Annotated in this window: 11 protein-coding genes; 9 read left to right on the top strand and 2 right to left on the bottom strand. The window is 64.0% G+C overall.

Translation table 11 applies throughout. The annotated features are described in order from the left end of the window. Positions 1-168: 168 nt before the first annotated feature. On the top strand, positions 169-1,080 hold the full coding sequence (locus ACVWVY_RS28665) for an NAD(P)-dependent oxidoreductase (RefSeq protein WP_456629515.1): 912 nt from the start codon (positions 169-171) through the stop codon (positions 1,078-1,080). Positions 1,081-1,203: 123 nt separating this feature from the next. Then, positions 1,204-2,877, top strand: a complete 1,674-nt coding sequence (locus tag ACVWVY_RS28660) for a thiamine pyrophosphate-binding protein (RefSeq protein WP_456629514.1) — start codon at positions 1,204-1,206, stop codon at positions 2,875-2,877. Positions 2,878-2,887: 10 nt separating this feature from the next. On the opposite strand, the gene ACVWVY_RS28655 is transcribed toward ACVWVY_RS28660, so the two are convergent. Together ACVWVY_RS28655 and ACVWVY_RS28650 are read right to left on the bottom strand one after the other, a co-directional pair. Next, the gene (locus ACVWVY_RS28655) at positions 2,888-3,490 is read right to left on the bottom strand and encodes a CinA family protein (protein WP_456629513.1); all 603 of its coding nucleotides are present in this window, start codon (positions 3,488-3,490) and stop codon (positions 2,888-2,890) included. A 3-nt stretch (positions 3,491-3,493) separates the two neighbouring features. Further along, positions 3,494-4,675, bottom strand: a complete 1,182-nt coding sequence (locus ACVWVY_RS28650; protein ID WP_456629512.1) for a bifunctional 2-C-methyl-D-erythritol 4-phosphate cytidylyltransferase/2-C-methyl-D-erythritol 2,4-cyclodiphosphate synthase — start codon at positions 4,673-4,675, stop codon at positions 3,494-3,496. Positions 4,676-4,963: 288 nt separating this feature from the next. On the opposite strand from ACVWVY_RS28650, the gene dusB reads away from it, so the two are divergent. From dusB to hflX, 7 genes are all read left to right on the top strand, one after another. Further along, positions 4,964-5,965, top strand: coding sequence for a tRNA dihydrouridine synthase DusB (gene dusB, locus ACVWVY_RS28645; protein ID WP_456632331.1), 1,002 nt, complete (start codon positions 4,964-4,966; stop codon positions 5,963-5,965). After that, positions 5,962-7,137, top strand: a complete 1,176-nt coding sequence (locus ACVWVY_RS28640; protein ID WP_456629511.1) for a two-component system sensor histidine kinase NtrB — start codon at positions 5,962-5,964, stop codon at positions 7,135-7,137. The genes dusB and ACVWVY_RS28640 overlap by 4 nt, the downstream gene beginning before the upstream one ends. A gap of 9 nt (positions 7,138-7,146) precedes the next feature. Beyond that, positions 7,147-8,589 carry a nitrogen regulation protein NR(I) gene (gene ntrC / locus ACVWVY_RS28635; protein WP_456629510.1) on the top strand — a complete coding sequence of 481 codons (1,443 nt, stop codon included), beginning with the start codon at positions 7,147-7,149 and terminating at the stop codon, positions 8,587-8,589. A 168-nt stretch (positions 8,590-8,757) separates the two neighbouring features. Continuing rightward, positions 8,758-11,109 carry an ATP-binding protein gene (locus tag ACVWVY_RS28630; RefSeq protein WP_456629509.1) on the top strand — a complete coding sequence of 784 codons (2,352 nt, stop codon included), beginning with the start codon at positions 8,758-8,760 and terminating at the stop codon, positions 11,107-11,109. A 17-nt stretch (positions 11,110-11,126) separates the two neighbouring features. Then, positions 11,127-12,497 (top strand): nitrogen assimilation response regulator NtrX, encoded by a 1,371-nt coding sequence (ntrX, locus tag ACVWVY_RS28625; protein ID WP_456629508.1) that lies wholly within the window; start codon positions 11,127-11,129, stop codon positions 12,495-12,497. Positions 12,498-12,798: 301 nt separating this feature from the next. Next, a complete protein-coding gene (hfq, locus tag ACVWVY_RS28620) occupies positions 12,799-13,047 on the top strand; it encodes an RNA chaperone Hfq (protein ID WP_006020546.1) in 249 nt (82 codons plus the stop codon). An 11-nt stretch (positions 13,048-13,058) separates the two neighbouring features. Then, positions 13,059-14,435, top strand: a complete 1,377-nt coding sequence (gene hflX, locus ACVWVY_RS28615; protein WP_456629507.1) for a GTPase HflX — start codon at positions 13,059-13,061, stop codon at positions 14,433-14,435. Positions 14,436-14,442 lie beyond the last annotated feature (7 nt).

The following is a 14,442-nucleotide window of genomic DNA, read 5'->3' as shown; positions in this document are numbered from 1 at the left end:
GCAGGCATATCCAAACAAGGCAGGCGGCGCAATTGATTAAATCAGGTTGTCAGACAGCCTGTGAGCATGGTAGCCGAGCCGGAAAAAATGACGGGGCGGTGGAGCTACGCTGCCCAACCGAATGCCCGAAATCCCTGAGGGCCGTCAAACCATAACGGAAGGCCTGAGATGACGACATTTGAACGCGTTGGTTTTATCGGCCTCGGCGGGATGGGGCGAGGGTTGGTGAAGAACCTCGTCGCCAAGGGCGTGGCGGTCACCGCCTATGACCTCAATCCAGCCGCTGTGGCGGCCGCCAAATCGCTTGGCGCCACCGCTGCCAAGAGCGTTCAGGAAGTTCGCGATAGCTGCCGCATCATCATGATTTGCGTCAATGAAGCCGAGGATGTCGAAGCGTTGATGATTTGCGGCGATGGGCTGCTGGCCGGTCCGGCGGCGGGGTTCATCATCGTGGACCACACCACTGGCAGCCCGCAGATGGTCGCAAAGCTCGATCGCATGGTGCGCGCGGCCGGCGGGCGTTACGCCGAGGCGCCGATGACGCGGACCCCGAAACACGCCGATATCGGCAAGGTCAACGTGCTGTTCGGCGGCGAGCGCGACCTTCTCGACGACCTCAGGCCATATTTCGACCTCTATGCCGAAAACATCTTCCACATCGGCCCGCTGGGGCACGCCATCCGCATCAAGCTCATTCACAATTACATCGCCTTCGCCAATGTGGCGGCGTGGTGCGAGGGATTTGCGCTTGCTGCGAAGGATGGGCTCGATCTTTCCCAGGTGATCGGCATCATCTCGGCCGCCGGCGCCAAAAGCGGCATGCTCGATCTCTATGGCCAGGCGACCCTCGATGGCGACTTCACCCCGCTGATGTCGCTGGCGAACGCCCGCAAGGATGTCCGCTACTACGCGCGCTGGCTGGAGGAGGCGGGCCTGCCCGGGTTCATGGCGGAGGCCGTGCACCAGACCTACCGGCAGGCGGCGCTGCTGGGGCACGACGGCGAGTCCTGCACCGCCGTCATCAAGGCCTATGAGGCCGTCACCGGGGTGGAAGCGCGAGTGGCACCGAAAGAGCAATAACGAGAACAAGGAAGAACATGAGCGGCGGCATATCTGACCTTGCAGGAAAACCGGTTGCTGGTGCCCACGCCATTCATTAAGCCGGTCCCAAATCCGTAAATCCCATAGCGGAAGGACGAGGCAATGGACGCAAATCTTCGAACCGGTGGCCATATTCTGATCGAGCAACTGGCCCTGCACGGCGCTGACACCGTGTTCGGCGTGCCCGGCGAGAGCTTCCTGGCCGCGCTCGACGGCATGTACCAGAGCCAGCGCGTGCGGTTCATCAACGCCCGGCACGAGGGCGGCGCCACCATGATGGCGGATGCCTATGGCAAGCTGACGGGCCGCCCGGGTATCGCGTTCGCCACGCGCGGACCCGGTGCCACCAATGCGTCCGCCGGCGTTCATGTCGCATTTCAGGACTCAACGCCCATGATCCTTTTGCTGGGGCAGGTCGGACGCGACATGATGGAACGCGAAGCGTTCCAGGAAATCGACTATCGGCTGATGTTCGGGCCGATGGCGAAATGGGTCGCCCAGATCGACGATGCGCGGCGGATTCCGGAGTTCATCTCGCGCGCCTTCTTCACCGCGACCTCGGGCCGTCCCGGCCCGGTCGTGCTGGCGCTGCCCGAGGACATGCTCACCGATACCGCCGAGGTGCCGGATGCACCACCCTATACTCCGCTTCCGATCGCGCCTGACGACGGCGCCCTGCGGCAGTTCCATGCGTTGCTTTCGGAGGCGAAGAAGCCGTTCGTGATCGTCGGCGGCGGCGGATGGAGCGATCAGGCACGCCGCGATCTCGAGGCGTTTGCGGCAGCGCATGAAGTGCCCGTCGGCGTCTCGTTCCGCTGCCAGGACTATTTCGACAATCTGCATCCCTGCTATGGCGGCCATATCGGCATCGGGCTCGATGCAAAGATCGCCGAGCGGATCCGCACCAGCGACATGGTGATCGCGCTCGGCGCGCGGCTGGGCGAGGCCACCACGGGCGGCTACACGCTGTTCGATATTCCGAAACCGAGACAGCCGCTGGTTCACGTCTATCCCGATCCGGAAGAGATCGGCCGGGTCTATTCGCCGACGCTCGGCGTGGTCGCGAGCAGCGCGGCCTTTGCGGCCGCGATCAGGCGGCTGGAGCCGAAGCATCAATCGCGCGCCGACCACGTCAAGGCGGCGCATGCCGACTATCTCGGATTCGCCGAGCCGACGCGCTCGCCCGGCGACGTGCAGCTTTCGCAGATCGTCCGCGGTCTGAGCGATCGCTTGCCCCACGACACCATCATCTGCAACGGCGCCGGCAATTATGCCGTCTGGGTGCACCGGTTCTGGCGCTATCGGCAATACCGCACCGAACTGGCGCCGACCTCGGGCTCGATGGGCTACGGCCTGCCGGCGGCGGTGGCCGCCAAGCTGCAGCATCCCGAACGCACCGTCATCTGCTTTGCCGGCGATGGTTGTTTCCAGATGACGGGCCTCGAGTTCATGACGGCGGTCGAAAACCGGCTGCCGCTGATCGTGATCGTCTGCAACAACGGCATGTACGGCACGATCCGCATGCATCAGGAACGCGAGTATCCTGGCCGCGTCTCCGGCACCGATCTCGCCAACCCCGACTTCGCCGCGCTGGCGCGGGCCTGCGGCGGCTTTGGCGCCCATGTCGAGCGGACCGAGGATTTTGCCCGCGCTTTCGACGAAGCCGTGGCAAGCGGACTTCCGGCGATCATCGAGCTTTCGATTAGCCCGGAAGCGTTGACGCCGGCAGCGTCGCTCAGCGAAACCCGCGCCAAGGCGCTGGCGGCGCAAAGGTAATTGCCAGGGCTTAAGCCCGCGTCGGCCGGCGTCGCTTGACGGCGCTGCGCCGTGGCGTTCGCGCCACCCGTGGACGCAGCCGGCTCATGGTCTCACGCCGCGGCTTTGTCGGAGGCTGCGGACCCCGCGCCAACTCCATCAGCATGCGCAGCGCCTCCACGACGGAGCGCTGGCGCACGGTGGTGCGGCCGATGGCGCCGAAACGGAATTCGCGGTGCAGGATCTTTCCGTCGCGCGAGGCGACCGCGAAATGGACCAGGCCGACCGGCTTGCCCGGCGTAGCGCCGCCGGGGCCTGCAATGCCGGTAATGGATACCGCGAGATCAACGCCGGCTTTTTCCAGGGCGCCGATTGCCATCGCGGTTGCGGTTTCCTTGCTGACCGCGCCGAAGGTCGCAAGCGTCGTCGCCTTGACGCCGAGCATCGCGCGCTTGGCGTCGTTGGAATAAGTGACAAAGCCGCGATCGATCACGTCGGATGAGCCGGGAATGTCGGTGAGCGCGCCGGCGACAAGGCCCCCGGTACAGGACTCCGCCGTCGCAATCGTCAACTTGCGCATCCGGCATAGGTCGAGCAGCGAGCGGGAGAGGGCGCGGGCGTCGCTGCCGCTCATGGCTTACTCGCTCCAGGGCAGGCGGATGGTGGCGCTCGCGGTCGCGGCGATGCCTTCCTCGCGGCCGGTAAAGCCGAGCCGTTCGCTGGTCGTTGCCTTGACGGCGACGCGCGAGATGTTGAGGCCGGTGATCTCGGCAATGCGGGCGCGCATGACATCGCGCAGCGGTCCGATTTTCGGGCGCTCGCAGATCATCGTGACTTCGAGATTGGCGATCCGGCCGCCGCGCGCGGTGACGCGGTCGACGGCATATTTGAGGAACTTGTCGGACGCAGCGCCCTTCCACTGCGGATCGCTGGGCGGAAAGTGCGAACCGATATCGCCGTCCGCCAGCGCGCCGAGGATGGCGTCGACCAGGGCATGCAAGCCGACGTCACCGTCGGAATGAGCGAGAAAGCCGCGTGTATGCGGCACGCGCACGCCGCAGAGCATCAGATGATCGCCGTCGCCAAAGGCGTGCACGTCGTAGCCGGTGCCGGTTCTGATGTCGCCGAGCTGGGCGGCGAGGCGGGCTTCCTCGCGGACAAAATCTTCAGGCGTCGTCAGTTTCATGTTCGCAGGATCACCTTCAAAGGTCGCTACCGTCAATCCCGCCCATTCGGCGAGGGCCGCATCGTCGGTGAAATCGCTGCGGCCATCGCGCGCGGCGCGGCGATGGGCATCGAGAATCACATCGAAGCGAAACGCTTGCGGCGTCTGCGCGATTCGCAGCCGTGCACGTTCGGGTGTGGCCTCGACGTCACCGGTATCGCTGACTTGCTTGATCGTGTCTGTGACCGGGATCGCAGGGACCGCCGCGCCGGTGCGGCCGGCGGCATCGATCGCGCGCGAAATCACCGCAGGCGTCACGAAAGGCCGCGCGGCGTCATGAATCAGGACGATGTCGGGCTTCTCCGCCGCCAGCGCCTCAAGACCGGCATGCACCGAAGCTTGACGTGTCGCGCCGCCATTGGTGGGCGGCTGATGGCGCAGTCCCGCGACAGCCGCGTTGAAGATCGCGGCATCATCGGGATTCACCACCGGCTGCACAGCAAACACGTCCGGATGCCGGCAAAATGCCTCCAGGGCGCGGAAGATCACCGTCTGTCCGCCGATCTCGCGATATTGCTTGGGTCCTCCTGCGCCGGCGCGAAGCCCGCGTCCGGCTGCGACGAGGATGGCTGCGGTGCGCTCAGGTCTGGGCATCTGGACTCAAATACGAACGAATCGGGGTTGAGGGGGAGGGGCTCGGGCCACGCTGGCGCACAGCCCTTACCATGCTGAATACGGAAAATAGAGTGATTCCCATCACCTGTGGGAAAAGCGGTTTTTGTTGCAGTGCACTTGCACAAATGATAGATCTGTCTAAAGTGTAGGCAAGAAGCTTGACTGCCCAAGATTTGTGCTCACAATATGCGCCGACGGTTGCAATGAAGCCGCCGCCCTAACCAAGAGAACGACGTGACCGGCCCGGAAAGTTCACGCCCTAAGCCGTTGAAAATAGGCGAGATTGCTGTCGCCAACCGGGTTCTCCTGGCGCCGATGTCCGGCGTCACCGATGCTCCCTTTCGACGGCTTGCCGCCACCCTCGGCGCCGGACTGGTCGTCTCGGAGATGACCGCCAGCGACGAACTCGTGCACGGCAGGCCGATGTCGCTTCTGCGCTGCGAGACAGCTGGTGTCGGAGCGCACGTTGTCCAGCTCGCGGGTTGCGAGGCGCACTGGATGGCGGAGGGCGCTCGGGTCGCGGAAGCGGCCGGCGCCGACATCATCGATATCAATATGGGCTGTCCGGCGCGTCATGTCACCGGCGGTCAATCCGGCTCGGCGCTGATGCGCGATCTCGATCATGCGCTCAAGCTGATCGAAGCCACGATCGCGGCGGTGAAAGTGCCGGTGACGCTGAAGATGCGGCTCGGCTGGGACGATCGCTCGCTCAACGCGCCCGAACTGGCGCGCCGCGCAGAACAGGCCGGCGTGCAGATGATTACCGTACACGGGCGCACGCGTTGCCAGTTTTACAAGGGCGTCGCCGATTGGACCGCTGTGCGCGCGGTCAGGGATGCGGTCTCGGTGCCGCTCGTCGTCAACGGCGACATCACTTCATTCGAGAAGGCGGTCCAGGCGCTCGAAGTGTCCGGGGCGGATGCCGTGATGATCGGGCGCGGCGCGCAGGGCCAGCCGTGGTTGCCGGGGCAGATCGGCCGCCAGCTCGAAACCGGGCAGGCGGAGACGGCACCGTCGCTCGCCGAACAACTCGCGCATGTGCGCGCCCTCTACGACGAAGTCTGCAGCCATTACGGGCTGCGCATCGGGCTCAAGCACGCGCGCAAGCATCTCGGATGGGCCCTGGAGGTCGCGGCCCAGTGCAGCCGTGCACCCGCCGAGACGCTGAAAGGCTGGCGGCAAAAGATTCTGACGTCGGAGGATCCGCACCGGGTGCACCGATCGTTGCAGGACGCATACGACGATTTTGCATGGAGTGCTGCCGCATGACGTCAGCCGCAGAACATCGCCGCGCGGTGCCCACCGACGGCGAGGCCATCCTCAACGCGCTGCCCAATCCGGTGCTGCTGGTGGCGCCCGACGGCCGCATCGTCGACGCCAACATCGCCGCTGAATCCTTCTTCGAAATCTCGACGCAATTTTTGCGGCGACAGTCGCTGAAGGAACTGGTGCCGTTCGGCAGTCCGCTGCTGGCGCTGATCGATCAGGTGCGCTCAAGTGGCTCACCGGTCAACGAATACAAGGTCGATCTCGGTACGCCCCGCATCGGCGGCGACCGCCAGGTCGATCTGCATGTCGCCCCGCTCACCGAACGGCCCGGCCATATCGTCGTGATGCTGCAGGAGCGCACCATCGCCGACAAGATGGACCGGCAGTTGACGCACCGGAGCGCGGCGCGCTCGGTGATCGCGCTGGCGGCGATGCTGGCGCATGAAATCAAGAATCCGCTGTCCGGCATCCGTGGCGCGGCGCAATTGCTGGAGCAGGCGGCCTCATCAGAAGACCGCATGCTGACGCGGCTGATCTGCGACGAGGCCGACCGCATCGTCACCCTGGTCGACCGCATGGAAGTGTTCGGTGACGACCGTCCGGTGGCGCGCGGACCGGTCAACATCCATTCCGTGCTCGACCACGTCAAACGGCTGGCGCAATCCGGCTTCGCCCGCAACATCCGCTTCGTCGAGGAATACGATCCGTCGTTGCCGCCGGTGCTGGCCAACCAGGATCAGCTCATTCAGGTGTTCCTCAATCTCGTGAAGAATGCCGCGGAGGCCGTCGCCGATCTCGGCTCGGACGCAGAAATCCAGCTTACCACCGCCTTCCGTCCCGGCGTCCGCCTGTCGGTGCCAGGCAAGAAATCGCGGGTGTCGCTGCCGCTCGAATTCTGCGTCAAGGACAACGGTTCCGGCGTGCCGGAAGACCTGTTGCCGAACCTGTTCGATCCCTTCGTGACCACGAAGCAAACCGGCAGCGGGCTCGGCCTGGCGCTGGTTGCCAAGATCGTCGGCGATCACGGCGGCATCATCGAATGCGAATCGCAGCCGCGGAAGACCACCTTCCGCGTGCTGATGCCGATGTTCAATCCAGCCAAACAGTTCGACCAAAGCAACCGCGACGGCGTTCCGGGTACGCTGCCGCCTGCCTCACAGGACGCAAGATGAGGAATAACGATGCCCGCAGGTAGCATTCTCGTTGCAGACGACGACACCGCCATCCGCACGGTTCTCAACCAGGCTCTTTCACGCGCCGGTTATGAAGTTCGGCTGACCGGAAATGCCGCAACGCTGTGGCGCTGGGTAAGCCAGGGCGAGGGCGATCTCGTCATCACCGACGTGGTGATGCCCGACGAGAACGCGTTCGATCTCTTGCCGCGGATCAAGAAGATGCGGCCGAGCCTTCCCGTCATTGTTATGAGCGCCCAGAACACGTTCATGACGGCGATCCGGGCCTCCGAGCGCGGCGCCTATGAATATCTGCCGAAACCGTTCGACCTGAAGGAGCTCATCACCATCGTCGGCCGCGCATTGGCCGAGCCGAAGGAGCGGGTGGCAAGCGCGGTCGACGAAGGCGAATTCGATTCGATCCCGCTGGTCGGCCGCTCGCCGGCGATGCAGGAAATCTACCGGGTGCTGGCGCGGCTGATGCAGACCGACCTCACGGTGATGATCTCCGGCGAGTCCGGCACCGGCAAGGAACTGGTCGCCCGCGCGCTCCATGACTACGGCAAGCGCCGCAACGGCCCGTTCGTCGCCGTCAACATGGCGGCGATCCCGCGCGACCTGATCGAATCCGAATTGTTCGGCCACGAGCGCGGCGCGTTCACCGGCGCCAATACCCGCGCTTCGGGCCGGTTCGAACAGGCCGAAGGCGGCACGCTGTTTCTCGACGAAATCGGCGACATGCCGATGGAGGCGCAGACGCGACTGCTGCGCGTGCTGCAGCAGGGCGAGTACACCACCGTCGGCGGGCGCACCCCGATCAAGACCGACGTTCGGATCGTGGCGGCGAGCAACAAGGATTTGCGCATCCTGATCCAGCAGGGGCTGTTCCGGGAAGATTTGTTCTTCCGCCTGAATGTCGTGCCGCTGCGCCTGCCGCCGTTGCGGGAGCGGATCGAGGATTTGCCCGATCTGATCCGGCATTTCTTCTCGCTCGCCGAAAAGGATGGCTTGCCGCCCAAAAAACTCGACACGCTGGCGCTCGAGCGGCTCAAGCAGCACCGCTGGCCCGGCAACGTGCGCGAACTCGAGAATCTGGCGCGCCGGCTGGCTGCGCTTTATCCGCAGGACGTCATTACGGCCTCGGTGATTGATGGCGAGTTGGCGCCGCCGGCGGTCACCTCGGGCGGCAACGCGCCGATGGGCGTGGAGAATCTCGGCGGCGCGGTCGAAGCGTATCTGTCCTCGCACTTCTCCGGCTTCCCGAACGGCGTGCCGCCGCCTGGCCTCTACCACCGCATCCTCAAGGAGATCGAGGTGCCGCTGCTGACCGCGGCGCTGGCGGCCACGCGCGGCAACCAGATCCGCGCGGCCGACCTGCTCGGCCTCAACCGCAATACGCTGCGGAAGAAGATCAGGGATCTCGACATTCAGGTCTACCGGAGCGGCGGCTAGGGATAGCAGTCGCTTCCCTTCACCATAAAGACGGGTGGCGCGGCTGGGGATCGATTGCTTTAGCGGTCGGATGGCCGTGGAATTGTCGCAATTCGGCAACATTGTGATATGAATGCATCAGTTCGCGACAAGCGGACCCAAGCCCCTTTCAGATCACCGATTGCCGGAATGACCACCGCAGAGACAACCTCGGCACCATCGTTCGACCCGTCGCTTGCCGAATCCACAGGGGGAATCCTGCGGAAGTGGGTGGCGCCGTTTGCGGTTGCGATCGCGCTGCTGTCCGCATTTCTGACCTTCGTGGTCCTGAGCGGCCTGACACCGATCGAGCCGACCCGCCACGTGGTCTATTCGTTCCTGCTGATCAATGCGGCGACCATCCTGCTGTTGGTCGGCATCATCGTCCGCGAAGTCTGGCTGGTGATTCAGGCGCGGCGGCGTGGCAAGGCCGCGGCCAGGCTGCACGTCCAGATCGTCAGCCTGTTCTCCATCATCGCCGTGCTGCCGGCGGTACTGGTCGCGATCGTCGCCAACGTGACCATCGACCGTGGCCTCGACCGGCTGTTCTCAGGCCCGACGCGCGAGGTGATGGAGAACTCGCTGATCGTCGCCCGGGCCTACACCTACGAGCATGCGCAGCTGATCCGCGGCGACATCCTGGGGATGGCCAATGACATCGCCCGTGCAAGGCCGCTGTTCGACCAGGACCGCCGGTCGTTTCGCGAAGGGCTGACGATGAGCGCCACATCCCGAAATTTGCCGGGAGCCATGCTGATCGACAAGGATCGCAACATCCTGGAGACGGCGCAAACCGGCATCAAGCAGGAGTTCACGACGCCGCCGCAGGACTTTCTCAGCAACGTCAATGAAGACGAGCCGCAGATCGCAGTCTTCCCCGACGCGAACTACGTGGCGGCGGTGATCCGGCTGCGGGCCTTCAACGACACGTTCCTGTATGTGGCGCGGCTGCTCGATCCCCGTGTGGTCGCGCAGCTCAAGCAGACCGAGGCCAGCGTTGCCGAATACGCCCAGATCGAAGCCCGCCGGCTCGGCATCCAGGTCGCCTTCGCGCTGATGTTTGCGGTGATTGCGCTCACGATTCTGATGGCGTCGGTGCTGATCGGGTTGAATTTCGCCAACTGGCTGGTGGCGCCGATCCGCAACCTGATGAGCGCGGCCAATATCGTTTCGACGGGCGATCTGCATGTCCAGGTGCCGGTGCACAAGTCTGAAGGCGACCTCGCGCAGCTCGGCGAAACCTTCAACAAGATGACGGCCGAATTGCGCACCCAGCGCGACGAACTCGTGAACGCCTCCGACCTGATCGACAGCCGCCGGCGCTTCATCGAGGCGGTGCTGTCGTCGGCCAGCGCCGGCATCATCGGCGTCGACGCCTCCGGCAGCGTCGGCATCCTGAACCGTTCGGCCGAGAAACTCATCGGCCATGCCGAGTCGGAGACGCTGGACCATCCGCTGTCGGACGTGCTGCCCGAGCTCGACGACATGATGAAGACGGCGCGCGAGGGCACGCAACGCCTGGTGCAGGGCCAGATCACGATCACGCGCGACGGCCATGAGCGCAACCTGTCGGTCCGTGTCAGCGCCGAACAGACCAGCCAGTCGCGCGACAGCTACATCATCACGCTCGACGACATTACGGAGCTCGTCTCCGCGCAGCGGACATCGGCATGGGGCGACGTTGCGCGCCGCATCGCCCACGAAATCAAGAATCCGCTGACGCCGATCCAGCTTTCGGCCGAACGGATCCGCCGCAAATTCGGCAAGGTCATCATCGAAGACAAAGGTATCTTCGAACAGTGTACCGACACCATCGTGCGGCAGGTCGACGACATCAGGCGAATGGTCGATGAATTCTCCCGCTTCGCGCGAATGCCGAAACCGGTCATGGAGGGCGAGGACGTCGCCGATACCGTGCGCCAGGCGGTATTCCTGATGAAAGTCGGCCATCCCGATCTCGATATCGTGGCTGATATCAAGCAGGACCCGATCCGGGCGCAGTTCGACCGCCGGCTGATTTCGCAGGCGCTGACCAACATCATCAAGAACGCGACAGAGGCGATCGAGCAGGTGCCGCCGGAAGAACTCGGCAAGGGACGCATCGACGTCGTTGCCGCGCAGGAAAACGACGACATCGTGATCGACGTGATCGACAACGGTATCGGCCTGCCCAAGGTGAGCCGCGCGCGGTTGCTGGAGCCTTATGTGACGACGCGCCAGAAGGGCACCGGGCTCGGGCTCGCCATCGTCGGCCGCGTGCTGGAAGACCATGGCGGCCGCATCGAACTCAAGGATGCCTCCGATTTCCGGCCCGGACAGCGCGGCGCCTGGATGCGGCTGCGGTTCGCCGTGTCAGGCCATGCGCCGAAGGCGGAAGCAAAGGTGCCGTCCCCGGAGGAAAAACCGCAGGTTGACGAAACAAAAGCGTTATCGGGCGAAACCGATGAGGCGGCATCGGCGACTAATCATGAAACAAAAATCCAAGCCGCAACAGGCAGCTGACAAGACAGGTGTAACCCATGGCCAGTGACATTCTGATTGTCGACGACGAAGCCGATATTCGCGACCTCGTTGCAGGCATCCTGGAAGACGAAGGCTTCAAGACACGCACTGCGCGCGACAGCGATTCGGCTCTGGCCGAGATTGCCAACCGCCGCCCGCATCTGGTGTTCCTCGACATCTGGCTGCAGGGCTCCAAGCTCGACGGCCTGCAATTGCTCGAGCAGATCAAGAAGGATCACGCCGACGTTCCCGTGGTGATGATCTCCGGCCACGGCAACATCGAGACCGCGGTCGCTGCGATCAAGCGCGGCGCCTATGACTTCATCGAAAAGCCGTTCAAGTCCGACCGGCTGATCCTGGTGGCGACGCGGGCGCTGGAAACCTCGCGGCTCAAGCGCGAGGTGAAGGAACTCAAGCAACTGGCCCCGACCGCGAGCGTTCTCACCGGCCGCTCCGCCTGTATGAACCAGTTGCGCCAGACCATCGACCGGGCGGCCAAGGCCAACAGCCGCATTCTGATCGTCGGCCCCTCCGGTTCCGGCAAGGAACTGGCCGCGCGGACGCTGCACAATGCATCGAGCCGTACAGAAGGACCGTTTGTCGTCATCAACGCCGCTGCGATCACGCCGGAGCGGATGGAAGTCGAATTGTTCGGCATTGAGCAGTCGAACGGCGAACAGGCGCGCAAGCCGGGTGCGCTGGAAGAGGCCCACGGCGGCACGCTGTTCATCGACGAAATCGCCGACATGCCGCGTGAGACCCAAAACAAGATCCTGCGCGTGCTGGTCGATCAGACCTTTCAGCGCTCGGGTGGCACCGCCAAGATTCATGTCGACGTCCGCATCATCTCTTCCACCGCGCGTAACCTGGAGGAAGAGATCGCCGAAGGGCGATTCCGCGAGGATCTCTACCACCGGCTGTCGGTAGTGCCGATCCGCGTCCCGCCGCTGTCGGAACGCCGCGAGGACATTCCCGAACTGATCGACTATTTCATGGACCAGATATCGTCGGCGACGGGCTTGCCGAAGCGGCAGATCGGCCAGGACGCAATGGCCGTGCTGCAGTCGCATGTCTGGCCCGGCAACGTCCGCCAGCTCCGCAACAATGTCGAGCGCGTTATGATTCTGGCCGGCGGCGGTCCTGAAGCGATCATCACCGCCGACATGCTGCCTCAGGATGTGGGTTCGATGGTGCCGGCGATGCCGACCAGCAACAATGGCGAGCACATCATGGGGCTGCCGCTTCGCGAGGCGCGGGAAGTGTTCGAGCGGGACTACCTGATCGCGCAGATCAGCCGGTTCTCGGGCAACATTTCGCGCACCGCCGAATTCGTCGGCATGGAGCGTTCGGCGCTGCACCGCAAGCTCAAGGCGCTTGGGGTTGGCTGAGACTTGAGTGAATCGCATGTTCATTCGTTGGGGAATCTGCGGCTCAGCTCGGCTCGCTTTGAGCCGATCCATGCATTTGCTTTGGAATATTTATCTCTTTCCGGACTTTTACGGAGAATGGCCACTGGGTTCCTGCTAAGCGGAACGCGAACCGGCTTGCCTTAAAAGCGCGCGTACCCTCTAATCGTATTGCCGAGCGGACCGGAGGGGGATCTCAGGGGACGCCGGCAAGTCGGGGGCAGGCTCCATGAGAGAGCAACAGCCGGCTTAATAAAAAGAAACACACTGCGGGACAAAAACAATGGCGGCAGACCGCGCACAAAATCTACAAGACACCTTCCTGAATCACGTTCGTAAAACAAAGACGCCCCTAACGATCTTTCTGGTCAACGGAGTGAAGCTGCAGGGGATTGTTACCTGGTTTGACAACTTCTGCTTGCTGCTTCGGCGCGACGGTCATTCGCAACTTGTCTACAAGCACGCGATCTCGACCATCATGCCGGGGGCTCCGATTCAGTTGTTCGAAGGCGGCGAGGATGCTCCGGCTTGAGAGTGAACTGATTGGAACCCCTCAACCGTGAAGGGAACGCCGATCGTCCGAGGTCGGCGGGGGTCAAGCAAAGCGGGCGGGTAATCGTCATCGGCCCGTACTTGCGAATGCGCCGCGGCGATGCCGAGGCGCAGGCGAGTGATGTCGTGCGCGATTCCGAGGCCCGGCTGGAGGAAGCGACGGGCCTGGCGCGCGCCATCGACCTCACGGTCGCTGACACGCTGATTGCGCCGATCAACCAGATCAGGCCCGCGACCTATCTCGGCAAAGGCAAGGTCGAGGAGATCACCGGGCTGATCGCGGGCCACGACATCGAACTTGTGGTGATGGATTGCGCGCTGTCGCCAATCCAGCAGCGCAATCTCGAGAAGGCCTGGAACACAAAAGTGCTCGACCGCACTGGCCTGATCCTGGAAATCTTCGGCCGCCGCGCCAAGACCAAGGAAGGTTCGCTGCAGGTCGAGCTTGCGCATCTCAATTATCAGCGCAGCCGGCTGGTGCGCTCCTGGACCCATCTGGAACGCCAGCGCGGCGGTTTCGGATTCATGGGTGGCCCCGGCGAGACCCAGATCGAAGCCGACCGCCGCCTGATCGGTGACCGCATCACGCGGCTGGAAAACGAAATCAAGAAGGTGCAGGCGACGCGGCGGCTGCATCGCGCCGGCCGCCAGCGGGTCCCGTACCGCGTCGTTGCGCTGGTCGGCTACACCAACGCCGGCAAGTCGACGCTGTTCAACCGGCTCACGCGTGCCGACGTGCAGGCGGCCGACATGCTGTTTGCGACGCTCGACCCGACCCTGCGCGCACTGAGCCTGCCGCATGGCGGCAAGGCGATGCTGTCGGACACCGTCGGATTCATTTCCAACCTGCCGACGCAGCTCGTCGCCGCGTTTCGCGCCACGCTGGAAGAGGTGCTGGAAGCCGATATCATCCTGCACGTCCGCGACATCTCGCATGAAGATGCGGAGGCGCAGGAGCGCGACGTCGACGCCGTGCTAAGTCAGTTGGGGATCGATCCCGATGCGGGGCAGGGCGTTCTCGAAGTCTGGAACAAGATCGATCGCTTCGATCCCGAGGAACGCGAGAACCTGCGCAACATCGCCGCGCGCCGTCCGCCCGAGCGGCCGTGCTTTCTGGTCTCCGCCGTGTCAGGCGAGGGCGTGAATGAGCTATTGACCGCGATCGAGGATCGACTGGCGGCGACACGCACGACGCTCGATCTCTCGATCGATGCTTCCGACGGCGCCGGCATCAGCTGGCTTCATCGCAATGCCGAAGTCCTCAACAAGGAGCTCCACGACGGCCGCTTCGACATGACGGTGCGCGTCGACGAGACCAAGCGCGATATCGTGGTATCCAGGTTCGACGCCGTGCCGCGCGTGGCGTGAACTCGAA

This window comes from Bradyrhizobium sp. URHC0002 (assembly GCF_054059515.1).
Note: the sequence above shows the minus strand (reverse complement) of the source record. Positions and strands in the feature narration are given on the sequence as shown.

What these genes read in the sequence shown, in the direction of transcription:
- ACVWVY_RS28665 (WP_456629515.1), top strand. Translation starts at nt 169, where the DNA reads ATGACGACATTTGAACGCGTTGGTTTTATCGGCCTCGGCGGGATGGGG.
- ACVWVY_RS28630 (WP_456629509.1), top strand. Translation starts at nt 8,758, where the DNA reads ATGACCACCGCAGAGACAACCTCGGCACCATCGTTCGACCCGTCGCTT.
- ntrC (WP_456629510.1), top strand. Translation starts at nt 7,147, where the DNA reads ATGCCCGCAGGTAGCATTCTCGTTGCAGACGACGACACCGCCATCCGC.
- hfq (WP_006020546.1), top strand. Translation starts at nt 12,799, where the DNA reads ATGGCGGCAGACCGCGCACAAAATCTACAAGACACCTTCCTGAATCAC.
- ACVWVY_RS28640 (WP_456629511.1), top strand. Translation starts at nt 5,962, where the DNA reads ATGACGTCAGCCGCAGAACATCGCCGCGCGGTGCCCACCGACGGCGAG.
- ACVWVY_RS28650 (WP_456629512.1), bottom strand. Translation starts at nt 4,675, where the DNA reads ATGCCCAGACCTGAGCGCACCGCAGCCATCCTCGTCGCAGCCGGACGC.
- ACVWVY_RS28660 (WP_456629514.1), top strand. Translation starts at nt 1,204, where the DNA reads ATGGACGCAAATCTTCGAACCGGTGGCCATATTCTGATCGAGCAACTG.
- ntrX (WP_456629508.1), top strand. Translation starts at nt 11,127, where the DNA reads ATGGCCAGTGACATTCTGATTGTCGACGACGAAGCCGATATTCGCGAC.
- ACVWVY_RS28655 (WP_456629513.1), bottom strand. Translation starts at nt 3,490, where the DNA reads ATGAGCGGCAGCGACGCCCGCGCCCTCTCCCGCTCGCTGCTCGACCTA.